Consider the following 21,470-nt stretch of genomic DNA (forward strand, 5'->3'; position numbering starts at 1 on the left):
CACCGGGGCCCTCGACGTCAGTTGATGGGATAGGAGTGCACGAAGAGGAACACGAGCATGCCCTGGAACAGGGCCATGCCCAGCACCACGGGCCCTCGCAGCGCGGGCCGGCGCGCGAGCCACGCGCCCAGCGGCAGGAACGCGGGCCACACGGCCGCGCTGTAGCGCCCCAGGCCCACCAGGCCCACCGTCCACAGCACCAGCATCAACGGAATGCCGAACGCGGCCAGCGGCCACCACTGGCGACGACGCGTGAGCAGGAGCGCCCCCACGCCCGGGATGAAGGACACCGCCACGTAGAGGCTGACCTCGGGCGCCCAGTCATCTCGGAGCCACCACGTCCCGAGTCCCGACCACGCGCCCGACCACTCGCCGGCGCGGACCTTCCACCACAGCTGCGGGTCGCCGAACTTCCACGCGAGGAAGACGAAGTAGAGCGACGTCACGACCAGCGGCACGGCGAGCGCCAGGATGTCGCGGTGGAACCACGCCTTGAGCCCGCCACCTCGGGAGCGCAGCTGCTGATAGAGCAGCGAGAGCCCCGCCACGAGGGACAGGTGACGTGACAGTCCGCCGAAGCCCAGCGCGAGCGCCGCCCACCCGTGTCTCCCTCGCACGCTGAGCAGCACCGCGAGCGCGGTGAGGAACACCATCCACGACTCCGGGTAGCCCGCGGACTGGAAGAAGGCGAACGGATAGGCGGTGAAGACCAGCAGGGCCGCGCGGGCCGTGTCCTCGTCCTCGAGCGCGCGGAAGAGCCGGTACAGGACGATGAGCCCGAGCAGCCCGGCCACGTTGGCCACCAGCACCAGCGACACCTGGATGCTCAGGCCTGTCGCCTCATGGACCAGCCGCCCCAGCATGGGCAGCAGCGGGAAGAAGTTGGTGGCCTGGGGGCGCTCATAACCCTGCCGGGCGATCTCCGTGTACCAGCCGCAGTCCCAGCGGCAGAACGCATCCAGTCCCGCCGGGCCGGTCTGCTGGAACGGTGGGCGGTGCAGCCGGTTGTCGAACACCAGCGACACCCGCGCGAACAGCAGCAACGCCAGCCGGCTGAAGAAGAAGAGGCTGACGGGGAACGCCAGCTCCGAGCCCAGGGCCCGGAGTCTCACCCGCCAGGGCGCGGGACGCACGGCCTCTTCGGTGACAGGAACGTCCGTGGACATGCGGTCGAGGAATCCCGAGGTGCGAGAAGGGGCGACACCCTACCCCACTCCGGCCCCCATGGCAGCGCCTCCGCTCCGCGCGGAAGCAGGCCCCCTCTTGTCCGAAGGTGCCCGCGTCAGTCCTTGAGGGAAGCACACCTGTCTGCCTATTCCTGGGCGGCCGCCTGTGGCGCGGGCTTGGGGCCGTTCTTGGCCGCCTCGAGGATCTTGCGCAGGCGCGTCTGTGCGTCGTCCTCGGGGAGGATGCCGGCCTGCTCCTCGATGGTGGCCACCTTCTTCTGCATCCGCGCCTTCTGCAGCCCGGCCACGGCCTCGCGTGAAGGCAGGTTGGGCCCGAGCTGGTCGAGCACCACGGAGCGGGTCTTCGCCGCCGTGTTCTTCACGACCTGTTCGTTCTGGAAGAGGGTGCCCTTGTCCTCGGCCTGCGACGTACCGGTGCCGTATGCGGAGATGACCTCGCCGCGCACGGTGAAGGCCTTCATGGAGACGAGCTTGCCGCCGCTCGTGCCCACCGCATCGGAGAGGAAGACCGCCGGGAAGACCCACACGTCCGGGGAGATTCCCTTCCCACGGGCCGCGTCGATGCGCTCCTCGGCGGAGGCCCCCGGGCGCAGGCTCGTCGAGGGCAGGCCCTTCACGGGGACGATGCGCAGCCGCGAGTCATGGGACAGCTCGCCCAGGAGCATGGCCTCCAGCTTCTTGCGGTCCACCGACTGGGAGAGCTCCTCGGAGACGGAGGTCTCGAACACGGCGACCTCGATGACGTCCTGGGGCGCGCGAAGACATGTCAGCTCCGGGGGATGTGGCCGGGGGGACTCGTGGCCAGTGAGTGCGCTGAAGACGCGCTCTCCCTGGAAATATTCAGGGGCGCCTGTCTGCCTCGTTCAGGGCGGTGGTACCGTGGACCGTCGCGCCCACGAAGCGCTCGGAGGTCCGCGTCATGCGAGGACGAGGTGGATGGATTGCCGTCACCGGGCTGGCGGTCTCGCTCTGCGCGGCGGCGTTGGTGCGACAGGAGTTGACCCGCGCCGCGCCTCCGCCCGCGTCCACCCCCGCGCCGCTCCCCGCGCCGGTGAAGCCTTCCGTCCCCAAGGAGTCTCCACCGCGCCTTCCTCCATCCCTGGACGGCAGGGGGAAGGCGCAGGTCCGGGTGGTCTCGGCGAAGGATCAGCGGCCGCTCCCAGGCGCCACGGTGGCGCTGCTGAGAGATCCCATCGACGTCTCAATGCCAATGGAGACGGCCGTCACCAACGCCCAGGGCATCGCGCTCTTCTCCGAGGCGCCGACGGGTGTGGTCCATCTGTGCGCCCGAGGTGTCGGACACGGCGAGGCCTGTGAGCACGACCTCGGGCTCGTCGCGGGCGGGAGCATCTCCACGGTGCTGGCCTTGCCTCCAGGGGCGACGCTCAGCGGACAGGTGCGCAACCTGGATGGCACGCCCGCGGTGGGCGTGAGGCTGATGGCGCTCAGCGTTCCATCCCACCCCCGGCAGATGCCCACCCAGGCGGTGACGGATGCGAATGGCCGCTACATCCTGGACGGCGTCACTCCAGGCGCGGTGCGAATCCATCCATTCACGGCCGAGGCCCAGGCCCATCCGCGTGAGGCGGAGGTCCAGGCCGAGGCGTGGGCGACGCTGGACATCCAGCTCGCGGGCTTCACCCCGGTGACGGTGAAGCCCCGGCGCAGCCGCAGCGCCAGGTGGCGCCACTTCCAGCCGGCCGCTGACGACGCCATCGATGCCGTGTCGGTGGGCGTTCCCCTGCGACGACAGGACGACGGCACGTGGACAGGCCTGGTCGAGGCCGGGAACCACACCGTCGCCGTCACGGGCTACCACGGGTGGCGCGACTTCCACGGCGGGAAGGAGGTGGCGCTGAAACCCGGAGAGCCCGCGGTCGTGCAGGTTCCCTACGACCCGAGTTCATTCCACGTCATCGGCCCACCGCATGCGCCCACGCCCCGGTACTTCGAATTCGCCGGACACGTCCTCTTGCCCGACGGCACGCCGGCGCAGGGAGCGCGCATCGCGGTCGCGCAGCCGCCGACGTACTGGCGCCGCTGCGGGAACACGACTCCGACCTACCATCACGTCCGGTTCGAGGGCTCCGGCTTCGCGGTGAAGCCCGCCGCCGGACATCGGACCGTCCATGCGTGGCTCGACGATGGTCGCTCCGGAAGCGTGACGGTGGAGGGCAAGGAGGGCGAGCGCATCGTCGCCGACATCCGCCTGGAGGACACGGGCGCCGTCGTGGGCAGCCTCGACCCGCCGGCCGAACCCTACTTCGCACAGTGGCCCTCCATTCGTGTCTGGGATGACGACGACCGCCCGCTCAAGCGCATCACCGGGGACGGACGCTTCATCATCGCGGGGCTTCCGCCGGGCGACCACGCGTTGAGCCTGGAGCAGGACCCCAAGCGGCATGCCTTCGTCATCCATCCCGGGCAGCGAACGGACCTGGGACACCTGCGGTACGAGGTCTCCCAGTAGGGGCCGTCGCGTTGCTTCGACTTCGTCAGGACCCCGTGCGTCGCATGGGCGGTGGCCACGTGCTCGGTGCATTGGTAGCCGAGGGCCACCGTGTCGATGCCGAGGAGCACGGGGAGATGGCCAGGTACTCCGGGCCTCACGCGGCGCGCTCCAGCACCCAGACGCCATAGGTCACCTTCCCGAGCAACAGGAAGATGTTCCACTCGTCATAGGCACACAGCACCTCGAGCGCGTCGGCCCCCAGCCGGGACTCCATCTGCTTGCGCGCCCGCCGCACCTTCGCCAGCCGGAGCGCGTGGCGAGCCATCCCCTCGTCGAGTTCCTCCAGGTACGGCGAGCCCTCGTCCGTCGTCGTGCCGAACTCCACGATACGCAGCCCGGCGGCAGCGCAGGCCGCCGACATCCGCTCACGTGACAGCGTCGCGGAGTTCAACCCCAACCGCCAGGTGACGCGCTCCGCCTCGCGAGGCTCCAGCAGCTCCGTGGCCAGCGCGCTGCAATTCATCATCGACCCCCCCGGGCGAAGGACACGCGCGCACTCCTTCATCGCACCCTCCAGGTCCTCGGCGTGGTTGAGCATGTCCAGACACCAGACGAAGTCGACCGAAGACGTCTCCAGCGGCAGCCGCTCGATTCCGCCCCGCGCGAAGCTCACCCGCCCCTCCACCCCTTCCCGTCGGGCCCGCTCCGCCGCGAGCGACAGGTTCTGCTCCAACGGGTCCACCCCGACGACGTGCCCCTCCAGCCGCCGCGCCAGCGCCACCACCTGACGCCCCTTGCCACACCCGACGTCCACCACGCGCGAGCCCTTCCCCACGCCCCGCCGCGAGGGAATCGCATCGAGGAGCTCCGACATCGGCCGTCCACCGGGCGACGCGTCAAGATACGCATACCGCGTCCCCTCCTCCTCCAGGAATGGCCAGAGGAAGTCATAGAACGCGGCGATCCGCTCTTGCAGGGTCGACATAAGACAAACACCCCAGCAGACCTCCGCCACACAGACAAGCCCCATCCCCAAAGACATCGCGGGAACAACAACAGCCCCGCGCGTCAAGAGGTGAAGCCTGTCCCGGAAAGATGCCCCACGCCGTGATGACCATGTGGCTCGCACCGAGGAACCCCATCCCATCCACCGCGCGGCTCGGCGACACTGGCCGGGGGCCACGTGAGGTCGTACGTGCAACCGAAGGACGAGGACGTCGAACGGACCGAAGGCTACTACCACCGCTATGGCGAGGCCGTGTACCGGCGCTGCCAGCGATTGCTCGGGGACGACGCGCAAGCCTGGGACGTGACACAGGAGGTCTTCCTGCGGGTCCACGTCCACCTGAAACAGGTGCGCGAGGCCACCTCCGCGCTCTCGTGGCTGCTCACCGTGGCGGACCGCCAGTGCTTCTCGCTGCTGCGCCGTCGTCGCACCGAGCGCACCTCCGCCATCACCCTGCGCGCCCTCGTGGACGACGAGCTGGACACCTCGATGGAGCGGTTCGTCACTGACGCGGACCTCCTGAGACACGTGCTCGCCCACTGTCCCGAGGACGTCCAGCGCATCGTCGCGCACCGGTTCCTCGATGAGCTGGAACAGGAGCAGATCGCCACCCTGCTCGACGTCTCACGCAAGACCGTGCAACGAAAGCTCCAGACCTTCTTCGAGACCGCCCGGCGCCTCCTCGAGGTCTCTGAGAGCGCCGTCTCGTGGAAAGGACCCGCCTCCGCATGAGCCCCTCACCCCTGCCCCGCTTCCCGGGCGTCCCGGAGCTCCTGATTGAACGCTACCTCTGCGGTGAAGTGACCCCCGAGGAGGCCCGGTCCATGGAGGAGGCCGCGCGCGAGATGCCCCTGCTCGCGGCCCACCTGGAGGAGCGTCGCGCCGCCCAGAGTGCCTTCGTGCGGCGGCGCCCCTTCACCGTCATCGCGGCACGCCTGCATGAGCTCGAGCCCGCCCCCGTCCACCCCTGGGCAAGGCCGCTGCGCTGGGCCCAGCCAGCGCTCGCGCTCTGTGCGCTGCTCGCCCTGGGCCTGCCGCTCCTGCGCCCCGCGCCGGACGTCGAGGAGCGGATCCGCGTGCGCGGAGGACTGACCACGCGCCTGCATGTCAAACGCGGCGACGCCGTCTTCGAGCAGGCCCTGGATGTGGCGCTGCGCCCCGGAGACCGCGTGCGCCTGGAGGTCGAGGACCCGGTGGGCGGCGCGCTGTACGTGCTCGCCGTCGACAGCCGGGGCCAGGTCACTCCGCTGCATGGCTTCGCGGAGACCGGCGGCGCGCTCCGGCTGGAGCCTGGACGGATGGCGCTCCCCGGGAGCCTGGAGCTGGATGCGGGCCCGGAGCGCGAGGCGCTCGTCTTCGTGCTGACGGCATCCGCCCCCGAGGCCCCCTCACCGACAGCCGTGCGGCGGTGGCTGGAGCAGGCGGCCCGGACCACCCGCTTCCCTCCCACCCTCGAGCCACTCCCGTCCCTGCGCCACGTGGTGCGTGAGCTGCGCCGGGAGCAGCCCTGACCTCTCGTCGCTTCGACATGTCCCACGCCACACCCGTGCCGCGTCTTCCGGGATGAACCCACCACGGGAGCGAAGCATGACGAGACGATGGCGACACGGAGTGTTGTGCCTGGGACTGCTGGCCGGCGCATCGATGGGCTGCGGCGGCCTCCTCGGAGAAGAGGGCGAGGACGACGCCTTGCGTCTACCACTACGTGGTGTATCGCGAGGGCGCGCTCCACCCCTTCTACAACGCCATGTTCCCGCAGTGCCCCGAGCCGCCGCAGGGCTACTCCCTGGTCTCGTATCGATACAAGGAAGACCCGGCGCTGCCACCGGGTCAGACCTACTTCGACGGCTGCGACGTCGACAGCGGCCGCGTGAAGATGGACCTCTTCATCGAACTGGACGGGAGATTCCGCGGGTACGTCTGCGAGCACAACACGAGCGCCCTGCGCACACAGGTGCGCGCCGCCACCGCGACGCCGCCTCCGTCGGGCAGCGAGACGTATTGCAGGAACTTCAGCTTCAACATCCAGGAGCCGGCCCTCTACGTGAACAGGCATCCGGAGCGCTATTGCGTCTCCGCGAACACGGAGGTCTACACGCTGCGTGATTACTGGGACGGAACCTGGGATGACCGCGCCACGCCGCCCGCCTGGTGGCCCTGTGCGACCTCGACCGTCCCCTGATACCCGCCCTGCGTCCCCGTGCAACGCGCCTGCGTCCCGGGGGCAAGCAGCGGGCCTCCACCAGGGTCCTCCTCGCTCCAGAAGCCCGCGGGCTCCCACTGGTACGTGCCTTGCTCAGTGGGAGCCCGCCTCGTGACTCATCCCTGACGAAGTCCCTCCGCGAGAGGTCTCCGGGAAAGCCCCCCCGGAAGCGCCGACCTGTCACCCGCCGTTCTCCGCGGCCATGTCCTCGTCAGGGCTCGGTCTCGAGGTCCCCCTCGAGGAAGGTCCATGCCCCCGACCCAGAACAACACGGCCGTGTTCCTGATGGACGGCGAAGAGTACTTCGACATGTTCCGCGACTGCCTCTACGAGGTGCGGGACGCGCAGCCCCACGCGAAGACCTATGTGCGCCTGGGCTGGTGGTGCCTCCAGCACGACACCCTGCTCGACCGCCACGCGAACCGGAACTTCGGAGAGGTCCTCAAGGAGGTCGCGGACGCGGGCCACCCCATCGACATCTGCCTCTGGCAACCCGACGACCTCACCGTCAAGGGGCTCGAGCTCGCGAAGATGTCGGACCACTTCTCCCTGCAGACGCTGGCCAAGAACAAGGCCACCCAGGCCCTGCTGCACAACCACAACCAGCGCATCCAGGTGTACCTGGAGAAGCACAGCGGCGCCGGCGTGGGCTACTCGCTCCACCAGAAGATCGCCATCTTCTCCATCGCCGGCACGCTGAAGGTGCTCGTGGGCGGCTTCAACATCGAGCACGAGTACTGGGACAACATCGCGCACTCCCGGCCCTACGGACACTCCTGCCACGACACCGGCGTGCTGCTCCAGGGCCCCGTCACGCTCGACATCGAGTCGGAGTGGCTGCGCCGCTGGAGGAAGCAGCTCCCCACGCTCAGCCTGTTCGGCAAGCCGCACCCCGCCGCCGCCCGCTCCACCCTCCAGGCCACCGCGAATGACCAGGTCATCCAGGGCGGCAACCTCACCATCACCGCGCTGACCACCAACAGCGAGTCGTTCTCGAACCAGACACACATCCGAGACAAGCTGGTGGAGCTCATCTCACACGCGAACAAATACATCTACATCGAGAACTTCCAGTTCTTCAATCCGGAGCTGGTGAAGGCGGTGCGCACGCGCATCAAGCAGATGGGCGCCAAGCAGCTCAAGGTGGTGCTGGTCATCCCGGATCCCCTCCATGACTCCGACAAGGGCGTCACGTACCTGACGCGCATCACGTACGCGATGATGGCCATCGAGAGCGGCTACCTGGACGAGAACTGCCTGGCCGTGGAGGTCATCGACGGCGAGATCACGACGCACGTCGACCCGCGAACCCAGGGGACGAAGACGTACTCCAAGGACGACTACGTCTGGGAGGTGTACGAGCCCTCCATCAACCTGCATGACTGGCCCCAGCAGGACTACCGCCTGCGGCTGACGCACAAGAAGACCCAGGCGAGGACGGAGGTGCGGCTCGACGCCGTCCTGAGGTTCATCCACAAGGGGACGGGCCAGAAGAGCAAGGCCCAGCCCAAGCACGACGACGTGGCGCCCAAGATCCAGGTCTACTTCCCCTACCGCTACGGGGGCATCAACCAGGCACCGGAGACCGTCTACCTGCACACCAAGCTGATGATCATCGACAGCCAGCACGTGGTGCTGGGGAGCGCGAACTTCGACTGCCGGGCCATGGACTACGACGGTGAGCTGGACGTGCACATCGACGACGCCGCCTTCGCGACCACCGTCAAGGCGAGGCTCGTCAACCACTACGGCATCCACGGGATGTATGAAGTCCCGCGCGCGTGCTGGAATGACTCGGCCGAGGAGCGCCACCAGGCGAACTGCGTGGGGCTCGCGCGCAGGGACCCCAAGGACCTCTGGGCCATGTTCGAGAACGTGGGCAGTTCGAAGAAGTTGAAGTTCACCTGGCTCTGAAGCCAGTCACGCCAGGAGCCACACATGACCCTCATCGGACAGTTCAACAACAACGGCACGCGGCTGAACCTCCTCCAGAAGAAGCCGCTGTTCCTCCACCACACCCACCGGCCCGCGCCCGGCTGGTACAACCGCACCAAGCCCCTGGCCGGGAACGCCCCGTTCGTGCACCTGCTCGCGACCGACGTCGCGGCGATGGTCGTCGGGGGCGTCGTCGGGGCGCCCAACAACGCCGTCATCGAACAGAACAACATCGACATCTACCTGGACATCACGGCGGGGAAACAGGCCTTCTTCAGCAACGCGCCAGCCAACGAGCTCCACGCCTATCAAGTCAATCCAGGAGGGGCGCTGGCCTGCCAGTACTTGAGCTGGGAGGACTCCTGCATCGTCTCGATGGACCTCTCCAACGTGGGGCCGCCCCTGATGATGTCGGGCCCGTTCAACGGCTGTCATTTCTATGTGACGCAGGACACCGTCACGAACCAGGTCCGGGTTCATCACGCGAACGCCAACAAGATTGGCATGTCGACCGACCACAATCGGCCGGACCTGGCCGAGGCCTACATGGACGGGTTGATGGCGGCGGCGCAGGGCCCCAACGAGGTCATCACCCACCAGATGCGCAAGGACGACTACCTGGCCAGGGTCTGGGACCCCATCGCGGGCGCGAAGGTCGAATCCCCGGTGACGCTGGCCTACCGCAACTACAAGCAGGGACAGGGCCGCACGAACGTCGCGCTCCATGAGACGATGTGCCTGGTCTTCGGCATCCGCACCGCCGTGAACACCTGGGACTTCTTCTTCCACGTCGCGGGCGTCACCGACTACAACCGCTCCGGGCTGCGCTCGAACCGTCAGGGCTACCTGAAGACCGTCATACCGTGGCAGGCGATTTGAGCGGGGCCCCGCCTCCTCCGTCATCCGCCCGAGGCGCGAGGCCCGGCTCGAGCAGTGCCAGCGCCCGGGCGCGCGTCCGCTGGATGCACTCGCGGGTCCAGTGCCCCAGCTCCGCCTGGGATAGCAGGCCGTGCCGCGCCAGGAAGTCCTCGTCCACGCCCGGGATGGGCGGGAGCGAAGGCGTGCTCCGCGCGTCCAGCTCCGACAGGGCCCGCCGCAGGCCGGCCTCCGCGCTCCCGGCGCCTCGCTCCAGCGCGAAGTCGAGGACTTCCCAGCCCAGCTCGGCGTGCCGCGCCTCGTCCTCGGCGATGACCGACAGCGTCTCGCGCACCACGGGGTCCGCGGCACGCCGCGCGCCCTCCGCGGCCACCAGGGAGGCCACGCCCTCCGCGAGGCACCCGTCCAGCAACGAGCCGCGCGCCAGCCGCGCCCAGGCCTCCTCGGAGCCCGTCGCCATGGGCTTCACGCCCTCCTGCTCCAGCTCCGGAATGGGCCCCGCCGTCCAGTCCACTCCCGAGAAGGCCCGGGCGAGCGCGAAACACCTGCGTGCGTGGCGGACCTCGTCCAGCGCCGCCAGGTGGCAGTCCTCCAGCAGCGCCGACGGCGCCCCCATCGCGGAGAGCCGGAGCGACAGCTTCGCGAAGGCTGGCACCGACGCATGCTCCATCCGCGCCGAGGTCATCCACGCCTCCCCGAGCACCGTCCGCTGCCACGTCGTGAGCCCCGAGACCTCCGGCACGGCGTCATCCGCCCAGCCCGCCCCCAGCGCCCGGCGAGCCACGCGGGCACGCCCGCGCAGGCGCAGCACCCGCCCCTTGGAGAAGTTGGTGTTGGAGAAGAAGTCGACGACGCTCCAGACGAGCCACGCCATCCCGCCAGCCGACAACACCCCGCCCGCGATCAGCAGCCCGGCTCCGAGCCGACGCGTCTTCTTCGAGTGGGTCCTGGGGAGCGCGAAGACAATCCCCAGGATGAAGGACACGGCAATCGCACAACCGAGGATTACCGCCAGCTCCAAGGCCATCACATCCCCTTTCCTGGAAGTCAGCCCAGGATGTCATGCACTCCGGATGCCCACCAGGGTGTCAGGGCGTCCGCGCGTGAAGCAGGGGCACCACCGTGCAGGGGACGGCACGCCGGACGGGCGAAGCTGTGCAACCGGCTGCACGGTGGAAGGGGCGGCTCAGTCCTCCACTTCCGCCTCGTCCCACTGCTGGTGGTTGAGGTGGGGGTCGCGGTTCGGGTCGTAGTTGGGGTCGTTCGACGGGACGTATTGGCCGTTGCCGTTCATCCAGTACTGATTGGCGCCCGTCTGGACTTGGTGGCGCGTGCCGGTGGCGGTGTTGCGCACCGTCTCCTCGTCCTTGATGTAGTTCACGAAGCGGTGGTGCATGCGGTCCGACGCGGCGTCGCGGCTGGCGTAGGTCTCCGCGATGGACCTGTTGATGGCGTCGTTCTTCTCGTGGAAGGCACGCTGCTGCGCCTCGAAGGCGGCCTTGTTGGCCTGCATGCGCTGGTGGTGCGCCGCCCAGCTCGCGCGCTCCCGGGCCATCTCGCCCTGGTTGTAGGCCTGGACGTACTGCGGATTGTAGCGCGTGCCCGCGAGCGCCTGGAGGACGACCTTCTTGCTCTCCTCGTAGCGCTCCTTGGGCGCGTCGAGCGCGTGCGTGTAGTAGTTCCAGGACACCATGTTGCCCAGGTCCGTGGCGCTCAGGTGGACGACCATCATGTACGGCTCACCGCGCTTGTCGGTCCACTCCGTCACCTTCGCCAGGAAGAGCTGGCGCATGGGGGCGACCTTGTAGAGCAGGTCCGAGAAGCCCTTGTCGGACGCGGCGATGTCCGGCGCGTCGTATTGCTTCACCAGCTTCGCGCCCTCCTTGCGTGCAATGGGAACCAGGTCCTGCTGGATGACCTGGTCGATGGACTCGAAGCGCCGCATCGGCTGGCCGCTGCGCGCCGCCACCTGCTGCATCATCGGGTCGCCCGAGAACATGAACGTCTTCGTGGGGACCATGTAGACATTCACGTTGCCCGGTCCGCTGATGACCGCCTTGCCGTTGTTGACGATCCAGTTGTCCGGCAGCGGCATCGCCGCCATCTCCATGAACTTGTCGTCGAACACCCGGTGCATGACGACCTTGCCGTTGGGTGGCACCTCGAGTCGCTTCTCGACTTCGGGTGCCCCAGGACCCGATGTGTCACCCTCGACCTTGTTCTCGCGACAGCCGCCCACCACGACACACGACGTCACGAGCGGAATCATCAGCGCCTTCATCGGAGTTCCCCCTCCTGGACTGCATTGCCATCCAGGCTACCAGAGGCCCGGTGCGGGGGACACCCGGGCCCCTGGCGGGCTCACAGCTCCGGGAAGACGAGCAGGCCTCGCTGCGAGTCGACCACGTAGACATAGCCGTCCCCTGGGACGCGGATGCCGACGGCGCCCTCCCAGGAGGAGACGTTGAGGAACACGGGGTCGTGCTCCCGCCAGGTGTGGTGATAGGCGATCTCCCGGGGACGGCTCGGAACGGTGACATCCAGGACGCGCACGCCCTGCTGGAAGTGCGCCAGATAGAGCCGGTTGCCGACGAGCTCCATGTTGTGGATGGAGACCTCCGGCGACAGCTTGTACTCGCCGATGAGGGTGGGGTTCGCCGGGTCGTTCAGGTTGAGCACCCGCAGGTGGGCGCCCCACCCCTCGCCGCCCTCGAACGCGATGAGGTTGTTCTGGAAGTACGCCACGCGCGAGTAGTGGCTCATCGCGTTGGGATACTCGTACGCGCCCAGCTTCTTCACGTTCGCGGGGTCGCGCGCGTCGAGGATGAGCAGGCCCGCGCCCCAATGGTTGACGAAGAGCAGGTGGTTCAGGGAGGTGGCGTCGTGGGGATAGGAGTTGCGCCCCGGCATCCGGGAGCTCTCGTCCCGGTAGCTACCCAGCAACACGGGCTCGCGCGCGTGGGTGACGTCGAAGATGAGGACGTCCCCGTTGTCCATGGCATACAGCCGATTGCCATTCACGAAGAGGGTATGGGTGCTGCGCCGCATGCCGCCCGACAGGTCCTGGATGAGCCTGGGGGACGCGGGGTCGGAGATGTCGAACACCAGGACGCCCCGGGCCGCGCTGGCGACATAGAGCGCGTCGTCCTTGGCCCAGACCCCGTTCCAATAGGCATCATCGGGGTGCGTGATGGACGCCACCAGACGCGGCGCGGTGCGGTCCGCGAGGTCGAAGACGAACAGACCTCCCTCGCCCGGGAAGCCCGCCTCGATGTTCACCACGTAGGCGTGCCCCTTGGTGACGTAGACATCCACCCCCATGCCCGTGTTCGCCCCCGTGGAGGCCTCGCCGATGAGTCGCAGCCCGCCCGAGGACTCTGCTTCCCCGGGCCGGCGGCGGGTCCGGACGCTCTCGAAGCTGAGCACCCGGGGCGGCTTCCCCGCCTCGCAGTAGACGTCACAGCCCAGCACGCGGTCCGTCCCCACCGCCCGGCACCCCAGCTCCGCCGTCACGCTGTAGGGACGGCCGGGAATATTGGCGGTCGACACCAGGAACATCGGGTGGGCCGCCTCCGGTTCGAGGAAGTAGTACCGGCCCAGCAGCTGATCGGTGGCGCGCCCCGGCCCCGTCGAGGTGTCGTGGAAGCGCGCGTTGAAGGGGCCCGAGGTGTCCACGCCCTTCAGGCTCTCCAGATCACAGCCCGTCAGGTCGTAGGACTCCAGCTTGCCGCAGTCATCCGGGGTGCTGACGGAGACCCGGAGCGCGCAGCTCACGGCCGGCGGTGGCCCCAGGTCTCCCGGGTCCGGCAGCGGCGTGCCGGGAGACAGATCCACCGGCACCTCGATGACCTCACGGTCCGGGCTGTCGCACCCGCCCGCGCCAGCGAGCCACCACACCATTGCGACGACGACCCACGTCCACTTCACCATGTCTGCCCCCGGGGATGGGGCCGGCGCGAGCGGGATGGACGTGCACGGAGGAAGGCCGACCCGGAATCCCTCGAACGAACAGGGGCCCTCCCCATATCGCGGGTCCGCGGACGCCGTTCAATCCCTGACATCCGCGCGGGCCCTGGGGCGTCAGAAGATGGTCCGCACGCTCCGGTCCCCGGCGATGTACTGGTTCAGCGTGTAGCCGAAGTCGGACGTGCACGCGTGGTTGAGCTTCCGGACCAGGCCATACAACACCCGCCCCAGAGGCGAGGAGTCGAGCACGGAGCGGACGCTGCAGATCTCCTCGTGCTCGGTGACCTTCAGGTCCTGGTCGAGCACGACCTTGTGCACGGCGTGGTACGTGAAGGTATCCCCCACCAGCGCCTGCCAGGGCCGCAGGGCGAGGAAGTGCTTGAAGACGAGCGAGGTCTTCACCTCGGCCATCACGACATGGGAGCCATCCGGACGCCGCGACTCGGTGACGTCGCCGAAGGCCATGCGACAATCCGAGAGGAAGGTCCTGTTGACATACACGAGCCGCCGGGCGCGCTCCAGCCCCTGCACCGTGACGAGTGGGTCATGGAACGTGGTGTCCGGGTGATAGTGCCTCGACGCGGCGGCGCGGGGACGGTGCTCATCACAACCATACAGGATGGGCAGGAAGCTGCGGACGAGCTCGGCGGGCCCCCGGGGCTCCGAATGCAGCGGGGTGGTGTGCGCGACTTCCCTCATGTGGAACTCCTCCAACGACGATGTGAAACCAGACGGCCCGCGGCCGCTCAGCAGGCGCGAGCCAGCGGGCCGCTTCGCGGCGAGAGTCCCGCTCCACCTCGTGCCCCGCCCGCTGGCACTCGGCCGCGGACACGACGCCGCCGACTCCCGCGCCAAGGACAGCCACTCGGAATCGCCGGTCGAAAGCGCGGCCTCTGGGAATGACTCTCATGGGGGTGGCCGATGGTGTCCGCTCGGGCCGGGGCTCGTAATCGCCTGCCGGTCCCGGATGGCTGTCGCCTGCACGACCAAGGCGCGTCCCCGTCCTCCCACGAAGAAGGCCCCGGCGCGCTGGACGCACCGGGGCCCTTGGACTTCAGGGTGTCAGGGACTTCACGGCAGCGGCGGCAGCGTCAGCACGCCGTTGCACTGGCCGGGCGTCGAGGGCACGCCGGTGCCGCCCCAGGGCGCGCCGGTGTTCACCACCACGCTGCCCCCAGGAGGCGGCGGGCAGCCGTAGCCCTGGGCCTGGCGCACGACGATGTTGGCGTTGGCCGGCAGGTTGTAGAGGACGTCCGTGCCCGCGCCCACGCAGATGTTGCGCGTCTGGCTGCCACCGGTGGGGAGCGGAATCTCCAGCTCCAGGCAGATGGGCAGCGTGGTGCCCGGCGGCAGTGAGGCCGCGTTCACGTCGATGCGCAGACAGGCGGGGTTGGTCTTCTCGATGTCGGCGTTGATGAAGCCGACCTCATTGGTGTTGGCCGTGAAGCCGCTGTTGGAGATGCGCGCGCAGTCATCCGCGTTGCAGCTCACCGTCTCGCGGTTGTTGCACTGCACGGGGTTGCTCGTGCGGGTGCCGCTGGTGGGCTGCTGCCGCCACTGGTTGGAGCCCACGGGCATGGACCAGAAGGCGATGTTCGCCGGGGCCGTGGGGGCCAGGTCATTCGTCAGCGGGATGAAGACACGCGCGGTGGCGCCCGGGGCCAGCTTGAGCAGCTGCCCCCTGCCGTCGCGGACCTCCGTGTAGATGGCGCCGCGCGACTCCAGGAACACCTGCTGGCCCGACAGGTTGACGGCGCCGTCGGTGCCCGGCATCGACAACAGGCCCGTGTCGATGTGACGCACGCCCACCGTGAACGGGCCCTGCACCTGCTCACCCGAGGGGCCGCGCAGCGCGGACAGGTTCACCTGGATGGAGGCGCCGTTGCGCGGGTCCGTCACCACGACGGTGCCCGACGCGCTGAACGTCTGCCGGTGCAGCGAGTGCAACACGAAGCGCGCCCCGAGCACGTTGCGTGTGACGGCGCCCACGTAGGGCATGTAGCCCGGAACATCGATGGTCACCGGCGTGCCCATGGGCACCGCCGCCGTCACCGAGAACGAGCCGTCCGAGGCCGACGTCCCCGCGGCGCTGCCGACGCTCACCCTCGCCCCGGCGAGCGGGGCTCCGGCCGCGTTGGTGACGACGCCACAGATGGTGGTGCCGGAGCTGGCGGGCGTACACGTCACCAGCGGCTGTACGTGCTCCACCGCCGCGGGAGCCTCCGCCTCACCCTCGGGCGCACCACAGGCCGCGCCCAGCAGCATCGTGCCGCTCAGCGCGCCACACAGCCACATCCACCGCTTGCTGACCATTGCCGACAGAGACATCACATACCTCCCCGTTGAAGAAAGGCGACACCCCGAGGGCGTCACCTCCTCGCATGGTATGTGATTCATCTGACATTGACACGGCAGCGCCGGATGTTTCAATCCCAGCACCAATGTTCATCAAACACAGACACGTCACGAAAGACCCGAGGCGACGGCGACCACACGTGTGACACCCCGCGCTACAAATCAAAGGCTCTCGACCCACCCATGTAGCCTGGAATGTCACAGGAGGGTGCGAAACACATACGGGGTTCCCGCATGGCCCGGTGTGCCATGGCGTCGACACACGAGGATTTCAGAGCGCGAGCGGCTCCTCGGCCGGTGCGGGCGTGGCGGGCTTCTCCGACACGGACTCGGCGCAGAGGGTGGAGCCGTTCATGTCGCACCGGCCGCCGTCCTCCAGGTCGAACTGCCAGCGGTGGCGCGGGCAGACCAGGTACCTGCCCTCCTCCACCCACCCCTCGGACAGGTCCGCGCCCTGATGCGGACAGAAGCGCTGCACGGAGAAGCGCCGGTGGCCCACCGTCACCACGGTGCGCTCGCGCTGGGACTCGGTGGAGCGCACGCCCTCGCAGAAGGCCCGCATGTCCTCGATTTCGACGCCCAGGAAGCCGTGGAGGATGGGCTCGTAGACGTCCGGGAAGCGGCTGAGCCGCAGGCGGAACGACAAGAGGAAGTCCTCCCACGTCAGCTTCCGGTCCAGCACGCGCACCATGTCCGCGGCGCTCACCTTCATGGTGTAGCGCGTCGTCTCGCGAATCTCCGCCACCTCGTCCACGCGCCGGCCCTTGAAGTCCACGCGCAAGAGGCGCTCGGGCAGCTCCGTCAGCTCCACGTACAGCGGCATCCCCACCCGCTCGTGCAGGTCCAACAGGTCCAGCTTGCGCTGCAGCTCCACGCGCAGCCGGGCGTGGATCTCATCCACCTCCGCGCGCAGCATGTTGCGCCGCCGCTCCCGGAACAGGTGCGCCATGTCTGCCGCGTAGGTGCGCAGGTAGGACTCGAAGCCCTCCTCCGTCAGCCGCGCGCCGTCCAGCGAGACGTACTCCAGCGAGGCCGCGTCCAGCACGTCCCCCGGCATGGGCTCCAGGAAGCGGGTGTGGGCGCCGGGCAGCCGCTGCTCGAGGAAGCGGAACAGCGTGGTGGCGTTGGGGAAGATGTTCACCTTCTCCAGGTTGAGCGCGAACAGGGCCGGGTCCAGGAAGCACGCGGGGCCGGCCGAGGCCAGGTAGGCCCGCGGCTTCACCACCTCCAGCGCGCGCGCCACCGCCTCGAACTTGCTCTCGCGCTTCTTCAGCGAGATGGCCGCGTACGTCTCCGGCGTGTACTCGTAGCAGGTGGGGTGCCAGATGGCGCCGGAGAACTGGGCGGTGAAGAGGTCGATGGGCCCCTCCTCCTCGCTGATGCGCGCCAGCCGGTCATGCAGCTTGCAGTCGTTGAGGTTGACGAAGCACTGGCCGTCGCCGCGCACCATGATGGCGGAGTCGCGGTTGGTGCCCTGCTCGGACACGAAGAGCTTGAGGTAGCCGCCCTTGATGGGCACCTCGCGTCCGTCCTCGCAGGCGATGACGCGCTTGCAGCCGTAGCGGGCGAAGATGTCCTGCAGCTCCGAGCGCTGGAAGCGGGGAATCACCACCGTGAAGTCCCGGGTGCGGAGGCTGGCCAGGAACTCCGGGTCGAAGTGGTCCTTGTGCTCGTGGCTGACGTACAGGTAGCGCTCGCGGCCGGGCGTCTCCAACAGCTCGCGCACGCGCGGGGCCAGGTGGTGGTTGCGGGGCAGCTGCATCCACGCCGAGTCGAACGCCCCGCGCGGGGACAGCCACGGGTCCATGACGACGACGCTCCCCGCGCACTCCACGGCGAAGCCTGCATGGCCCAGGAAAGTGATTCGCATGTCCCCGCCCCCCACCGAAGCGGCCCGACGACGCGCCGAGGCCGCACACACCCGAGTCGCCGCCCGCTCTCACGGCCGGCGTGAAGTAGGCTGCGAACGGGGTGTCACCTGGACCAGGGGCCTTCCAGTCCCGGCTCGCGTCCGCGTCCCGACACGGCCCCGGGCGGGAGACACGAAGGGCGCGGAAGGAGGACCTCCCGCGCCCCGGTGTCGTCGTCGGTGGAGACGGCTCAGCGACTACGGCTGGATTTCACGGACGGACAGCCACTTGAAGTCGACGTCCTCCGCGTTGTCCCAGCGGAACGTGGCGATGGGGCCACCCCAGGTGATCGGCATGGCGCCCACGGAGCCGCCGCAGTGCCCGGCGTCCCCGCCCCAGTCCCCAGCGTCCACCCAGTCGTAGACCTTCTTCCACGTCACCTTGTCGGCGTTCTCGTTGACGTACATCTCCAGCCGCACGGCCTCCTTGCCGCTGACGGTGGTGTTGCGCATCACCGCCTTGAAGCCCACCCAGCGCCCCTTGAGCGCGGAGGTGGCGGGCTTGTACGGCGCCTGGTCGTAGGAGACATGCCACGTCTCCTTCTGCCAGCGGGCGCGGCCGTCGTAGTGCAGGCCGCCCTTGTAGCTGCTGCCCTCGCAGCCGGAGTTGTTGTTGTTGTGCTTGCCGCCGCGCGCGTACCAGTCGAAGTTGTCCGAGCCGTCCGACGCGGCGTTGAGCTTCACGAAGCCCGTCATCTCGACGTTCTTCCAGTCGTTGGGCGCCTGCATGTAGCCCCGGCTGGCCAGCACATCCCGGTCATACGTCGGAATCTTCGCGGCGGAGTAGCCGGTGGAGGTGGTGACGCCCATGCGCACCTGGCTGTGCTTCATCTTCCACGAGCCGTCCGCGTTGCGGGTGATGGCGCGCTGCGGGTCGAACCGGGGGTCCGACGTGGGGTCGTCCGCCAGCGCCCAGGACTCGCCGCCCGCCTTGGACGGGTACAGCCGCGTCACGCCGAACTTGTCCACGGAGGGCTGCTCGGGAGTCGGCTCCGGGGTGGGCTCGGGCGTCGGCTCGGGCGTCGGCTCAGGTGTCGGAGTCACCCCGGGCGTGGGCTCCGGCGCGGGGTTGCCCGGCGTGGGGTCGGGGCTCGGGACCTGGGGTTGCTCGGACGGCGACTCGGTGCCGCCGGGCGTCTGGGCTCCGGGAGCGCCCGGGTCGGCGCCGCACGCGGAGGCGGACAGGAGGAACAAGGCGCCACACAGGGATGAGAGAACACGGTTCCGGATCAAATGGCGGTCCTTCTGCGAGGGGCCGCGAGAGTGGCGGAGGAGCCGCGGACGCCTATCGCCCTGCGGGCCCTCGCCGCGCCGCTCCCCCGAGGCCAGGATTGCCTCGGGGCGTCGACGCCTGGCTGGTCTCAGCGGCCCGGTGACTGTCGTTTTTCCAACCGGACGGCCCGAAACCCACCACGTCCCGCAACCCTTCCCCAGCCAGTGACGCCCGCTCCGGCCCTCCCCGGGCCGCCCCCTCCCGGGACAGCCCTGGAGCGCTTGCGGGAGCCATCCTTCGGTTTTTCCGAAGGAGTGAGTCTGTAATCCCTATTTGTCGAAGAGAACGGCGGCTCTTATCTGAACCCCACCTATGGAACCTCTACAAACCGTCGGCAGTCCCGTCCTGTGGGGCGGCTTCATTGCCTTCGTCATCGCGATGCTCGCCCTGGACCTCGGCGTCTTCCACCGGAAGGCCCACACGGTCAGCTTCAAGGAAGCGCTGGGCTGGAGCACGGTGTGGATCAGCCTGGCGCTGCTGTTCAACGCGGGGCTCTGGTGGAAGTTCGGAGGCAAGCCCGGGCTGGAGTTCCTCACCGGCTACCTCATCGAGAAGTCGCTCTCCGTCGACAACATCTTCGTCTTCGTCGTCATCTTCTCGGCGATGCGCATCCCCGCGCTGTACCAGCACCGGGTGCTCTTCTGGGGCATCCTGAGCGCGCTCGTGCTCCGGGCCATCATGATCTTCGCCGGCGTGGCCATGCTGGAGCGCTTCCACTGGCTCATCTACGTCTTCGGCGGCTTCCTCATCATCACCGGCCTGAAGCTGTTCGTGCAGCGCAACAAGGAGGACCACCCGGAGGACGGGTGGATGATGCGGATGCTGCGCAAGAGCATCCCGTCCACCACGCGCTTCGACGGGCACCACTTCTTCACCATGGAGAACGGCCGCCGGCTGGCCACGCCGCTGCTGATGGCGCTCATCCTGGTGGAGGCGTCGGACATCCTCTTCGCCCTGGACTCCATCCCCGCCATCTTCGCGGTGACGCGAGATCCGTTCATCGTCTTCACGTCCAACATCTTCGCCATCCTGGGCCTGCGCTCGCTGTTCTTCCTGCTGGCCGGCGCGGTGGAGAAGTTCAGCTACCTGAAGGTGGGCCTGTCGGGCGTGCTGGTGTTCGTGGGCGCGAAGATGGCGCTCATCGACTTCGTGAAGATCCACCCGGCCGTCTCGCTGGGCGTCATCGCCACGCTGCTGGGCGCCAGCATCGTCGCCTCGCTCATCAAGGCGAAGAACCTGCCGCCGCACACGCCGGAGACGGGCGCCGACACGCTCGTCAAACCGTCGGAGAGCTGAAGCAGCCCGCAGCACATCCCCCGAAGCCAGGGCGCGTCCGGACCTCATGCCGGGCGCGCCGGAGCCGGGCGCCGCCAAAGTCATGCGCCGGAAAGCGAAGAGGCCGTGAACCCTTGGGTTTCCCCTTGGATTCACGGCCTCTTCTTGTTGGGCGCAGCAGGGTTTGAACCTGCGACCCCTGCCGTGTGAAGGCAGTGCTCTACCGCTGAGCTATACGCCCGCGCTGCGTGTTGCCACCGCGTCGCGACGGGGAGCTAGATGCCATCTGCTCCCTCGGGTGTCAACGCAATTTCTACGAGAGCCCATCCAGCTTCTCTTCCAGCTCACGCAGCCGACGCTTGAGGCCGGACAGCTGCTTGCCCACGGCCTTGAACTCGCTCTTCGGCGCGAAGTGGAACGCCTTGAGCAGCTCCTCCTGGCCGCGGTCCAGGGCCTGCTTGCCCCGCTGGGCCTTGCCGATGGCGTTGGCGATGGCCATGGCGCGCTTCTCGTCGGCCATGAGCTTCTCCACGGCCTTGCTGGAGAGCTCCAGCGCCTGCTTCTTCAAGTCGTCACGGATACCCATGGCTCGTTGCCCCCCGGCCTACGGCTCGTCGATGTACTGCGTCTGCAGCTTCGCGAAGACGCGGTCCGCGATGCCCTTGTACTTCATGCGCTCGATGAGGGGCTGCAGGTCGCCCTTCATGGAGATGCGGCGCTTGAGCACCGCCTCCACGGGGTCCAGCGTCCCCTGCAGCAGCTGCTTCCAGACGGTGTACGGGGCGCGGGCCAGGTAGACGGGCTCGAGCTCGTCCAGGTCATCCGGGTCCGCGAGCACGCGGGCCTTCTCGATGCGGCAGTCGCCCGGGACGACATGCACCACGAAGGACTTCGCCAGCTTGCCGGGCTCGGCCTCGATGATGGCCCCGAAGTCGCCCTTCCATCCCTTGCCGGCGACGGCGCACTCGGGGTCCTCGTTCGTGAGCCGGACCGCTTCGTCCAGCCACTCCTTCGACGGGAACTTCGCCATGAG

The 21,470-nt window shown here is 68.5% G+C and carries 19 protein-coding genes and 1 tRNA gene; 7 read left to right on the forward strand and 13 right to left on the reverse strand.

What is annotated here, in order from left to right:
• Positions 1-17: 17 nt before the first annotated feature.
• Both K8625_RS20680 and K8625_RS20685 read right to left on the reverse strand, forming a co-directional pair.
• On the reverse strand, positions 18-1,166 hold the full coding sequence (locus K8625_RS20680; protein ID WP_223783669.1) for a mannosyltransferase family protein: 1,149 nt from the start codon (positions 1,164-1,166) through the stop codon (positions 18-20).
• A gap of 146 nt (positions 1,167-1,312) precedes the next feature.
• On the reverse strand, positions 1,313-1,915 hold the full coding sequence (locus tag K8625_RS20685) for a hypothetical protein (protein ID WP_223783670.1): 603 nt from the start codon (positions 1,913-1,915) through the stop codon (positions 1,313-1,315).
• Between the two features lie 191 nt (positions 1,916-2,106).
• Here K8625_RS20685 and K8625_RS20690 point away from each other — a divergent pair, with 191 nt between their 5' ends.
• Positions 2,107-3,657 carry a carboxypeptidase regulatory-like domain-containing protein gene (locus K8625_RS20690; RefSeq protein ID WP_223783671.1) on the forward strand — a complete coding sequence of 517 codons (1,551 nt, stop codon included), beginning with the start codon at positions 2,107-2,109 and terminating at the stop codon, positions 3,655-3,657.
• Positions 3,658-3,793: 136 nt separating this feature from the next.
• On the opposite strand, the gene K8625_RS20695 is transcribed toward K8625_RS20690, so the two are convergent.
• Positions 3,794-4,624: a class I SAM-dependent methyltransferase gene (locus K8625_RS20695; RefSeq protein WP_223783672.1), complete on the reverse strand. Its 831-nt coding sequence runs from the start codon at positions 4,622-4,624 to the stop codon at positions 3,794-3,796.
• Positions 4,625-4,834: 210 nt separating this feature from the next.
• Between K8625_RS20695 and K8625_RS20700 the strand changes: the two genes are divergently transcribed.
• From K8625_RS20700 to K8625_RS20720, 5 genes are all read left to right on the forward strand, one after another.
• Positions 4,835-5,377, forward strand: a complete 543-nt coding sequence (locus K8625_RS20700) for an RNA polymerase sigma factor (RefSeq protein WP_223783673.1) — start codon at positions 4,835-4,837, stop codon at positions 5,375-5,377.
• Positions 5,374-6,156, forward strand: a complete 783-nt coding sequence (locus K8625_RS20705) for a DUF4384 domain-containing protein (RefSeq protein WP_223783674.1) — start codon at positions 5,374-5,376, stop codon at positions 6,154-6,156. Before K8625_RS20700 ends, K8625_RS20705 begins: the two co-directional genes overlap by 4 nt.
• A gap of 194 nt (positions 6,157-6,350) precedes the next feature.
• On the forward strand, positions 6,351-6,827 hold the full coding sequence (locus tag K8625_RS20710) for a hypothetical protein (RefSeq protein WP_223783675.1): 477 nt from the start codon (positions 6,351-6,353) through the stop codon (positions 6,825-6,827).
• A 270-nt stretch (positions 6,828-7,097) separates the two neighbouring features.
• Positions 7,098-8,762: a phosphatidylserine/phosphatidylglycerophosphate/cardiolipin synthase family protein gene (locus K8625_RS20715; RefSeq protein WP_223747381.1), complete on the forward strand. Its 1,665-nt coding sequence runs from the start codon at positions 7,098-7,100 to the stop codon at positions 8,760-8,762.
• 24 nt (positions 8,763-8,786) lie between these two features.
• Positions 8,787-9,662: a hypothetical protein gene (locus K8625_RS20720; protein ID WP_223747380.1), complete on the forward strand. Its 876-nt coding sequence runs from the start codon at positions 8,787-8,789 to the stop codon at positions 9,660-9,662.
• Here the strand turns inward: K8625_RS20720 and K8625_RS20725 are convergent.
• The 7 genes from K8625_RS20725 to K8625_RS20755 all read right to left on the reverse strand — a co-directional run bounded on the left by K8625_RS20725 (position 9,640) and on the right by K8625_RS20755 (position 19,122).
• The gene (locus K8625_RS20725) at positions 9,640-10,686 is read right to left on the reverse strand and encodes a ferritin-like domain-containing protein (RefSeq protein ID WP_223747379.1); all 1,047 of its coding nucleotides are present in this window, start codon (positions 10,684-10,686) and stop codon (positions 9,640-9,642) included. The genes K8625_RS20720 and K8625_RS20725 overlap by 23 nt on opposite strands.
• A 159-nt stretch (positions 10,687-10,845) precedes the next feature.
• Complete coding sequence (locus tag K8625_RS20730) at positions 10,846-11,940, reverse strand: hypothetical protein (protein ID WP_223783676.1); 1,095 nt, start codon at positions 11,938-11,940, stop codon at positions 10,846-10,848.
• Between the two features lie 80 nt (positions 11,941-12,020).
• Positions 12,021-13,589 (reverse strand): hypothetical protein, encoded by a 1,569-nt coding sequence (locus tag K8625_RS20735; RefSeq protein ID WP_223783677.1) that lies wholly within the window; start codon positions 13,587-13,589, stop codon positions 12,021-12,023.
• A 150-nt stretch (positions 13,590-13,739) separates the two neighbouring features.
• Entirely contained in the window at positions 13,740-14,324 is a 585-nt protein-coding gene (locus K8625_RS20740; protein ID WP_223747376.1) for a hypothetical protein, read from the reverse strand.
• A gap of 372 nt (positions 14,325-14,696) precedes the next feature.
• Positions 14,697-15,953: a carboxypeptidase-like regulatory domain-containing protein gene (locus K8625_RS20745; RefSeq protein WP_223747375.1), complete on the reverse strand. Its 1,257-nt coding sequence runs from the start codon at positions 15,951-15,953 to the stop codon at positions 14,697-14,699.
• 298 nt (positions 15,954-16,251) lie between these two features.
• Positions 16,252-17,850: a Rieske 2Fe-2S domain-containing protein gene (locus K8625_RS20750; protein ID WP_223783678.1), complete on the reverse strand. Its 1,599-nt coding sequence runs from the start codon at positions 17,848-17,850 to the stop codon at positions 16,252-16,254.
• Between the two features lie 237 nt (positions 17,851-18,087).
• Positions 18,088-19,122 carry a carbohydrate-binding protein gene (locus K8625_RS20755; protein WP_223747373.1) on the reverse strand — a complete coding sequence of 345 codons (1,035 nt, stop codon included), beginning with the start codon at positions 19,120-19,122 and terminating at the stop codon, positions 18,088-18,090.
• Positions 19,123-19,474: 352 nt separating this feature from the next.
• On the opposite strand from K8625_RS20755, the gene K8625_RS20760 reads away from it, so the two are divergent.
• Complete coding sequence (locus tag K8625_RS20760) at positions 19,475-20,458, forward strand: TerC family protein (protein ID WP_223747372.1); 984 nt, start codon at positions 19,475-19,477, stop codon at positions 20,456-20,458.
• Between the two features lie 148 nt (positions 20,459-20,606).
• Here K8625_RS20760 and K8625_RS20765 read toward each other — a convergent pair.
• The 3 genes from K8625_RS20765 to K8625_RS20775 form a co-directional block, all read right to left on the reverse strand.
• A tRNA-Val gene (locus K8625_RS20765) sits at positions 20,607-20,678 on the reverse strand.
• 72 nt (positions 20,679-20,750) lie between these two features.
• Positions 20,751-21,023: a hypothetical protein gene (locus K8625_RS20770; RefSeq protein ID WP_141332022.1), complete on the reverse strand. Its 273-nt coding sequence runs from the start codon at positions 21,021-21,023 to the stop codon at positions 20,751-20,753.
• 18 nt (positions 21,024-21,041) lie between these two features.
• On the reverse strand, positions 21,042-21,467 hold the full coding sequence (locus K8625_RS20775; protein WP_046714145.1) for a hypothetical protein: 426 nt from the start codon (positions 21,465-21,467) through the stop codon (positions 21,042-21,044).
• Positions 21,468-21,470 lie beyond the last annotated feature (3 nt).

It is taken from the genome of Myxococcus sp. AS-1-15 (assembly GCF_020037055.1).
Lineage (GTDB): Bacteria > Myxococcota > Myxococcia > Myxococcales > Myxococcaceae > Myxococcus > Myxococcus fulvus.

What these genes read in the sequence shown, in the direction of transcription:
- K8625_RS20680 (WP_223783669.1), bottom strand. Translation starts at nt 1,166, where the DNA reads ATGTCCACGGACGTTCCTGTCACCGAAGAGGCCGTGCGTCCCGCGCCC.
- K8625_RS20690 (WP_223783671.1), top strand. Translation starts at nt 2,107, where the DNA reads ATGCGAGGACGAGGTGGATGGATTGCCGTCACCGGGCTGGCGGTCTCG.
- K8625_RS20695 (WP_223783672.1), bottom strand. Translation starts at nt 4,624, where the DNA reads ATGTCGACCCTGCAAGAGCGGATCGCCGCGTTCTATGACTTCCTCTGG.
- K8625_RS20705 (WP_223783674.1), top strand. Translation starts at nt 5,374, where the DNA reads ATGAGCCCCTCACCCCTGCCCCGCTTCCCGGGCGTCCCGGAGCTCCTG.
- K8625_RS20715 (WP_223747381.1), top strand. Translation starts at nt 7,098, where the DNA reads ATGCCCCCGACCCAGAACAACACGGCCGTGTTCCTGATGGACGGCGAA.
- K8625_RS20720 (WP_223747380.1), top strand. Translation starts at nt 8,787, where the DNA reads ATGACCCTCATCGGACAGTTCAACAACAACGGCACGCGGCTGAACCTC.
- K8625_RS20725 (WP_223747379.1), bottom strand. Translation starts at nt 10,686, where the DNA reads ATGGCCTTGGAGCTGGCGGTAATCCTCGGTTGTGCGATTGCCGTGTCC.
- K8625_RS20730 (WP_223783676.1), bottom strand. Translation starts at nt 11,940, where the DNA reads ATGAAGGCGCTGATGATTCCGCTCGTGACGTCGTGTGTCGTGGTGGGC.
- K8625_RS20735 (WP_223783677.1), bottom strand. Translation starts at nt 13,589, where the DNA reads ATGGTGAAGTGGACGTGGGTCGTCGTCGCAATGGTGTGGTGGCTCGCT.
- K8625_RS20740 (WP_223747376.1), bottom strand. Translation starts at nt 14,324, where the DNA reads ATGAGGGAAGTCGCGCACACCACCCCGCTGCATTCGGAGCCCCGGGGG.
- K8625_RS20745 (WP_223747375.1), bottom strand. Translation starts at nt 15,953, where the DNA reads ATGTCTCTGTCGGCAATGGTCAGCAAGCGGTGGATGTGGCTGTGTGGC.
- K8625_RS20750 (WP_223783678.1), bottom strand. Translation starts at nt 17,850, where the DNA reads ATGCGAATCACTTTCCTGGGCCATGCAGGCTTCGCCGTGGAGTGCGCG.
- K8625_RS20760 (WP_223747372.1), top strand. Translation starts at nt 19,475, where the DNA reads ATGGAACCTCTACAAACCGTCGGCAGTCCCGTCCTGTGGGGCGGCTTC.
- K8625_RS20770 (WP_141332022.1), bottom strand. Translation starts at nt 21,023, where the DNA reads ATGGGTATCCGTGACGACTTGAAGAAGCAGGCGCTGGAGCTCTCCAGC.
- K8625_RS20775 (WP_046714145.1), bottom strand. Translation starts at nt 21,467, where the DNA reads ATGGCGAAGTTCCCGTCGAAGGAGTGGCTGGACGAAGCGGTCCGGCTC.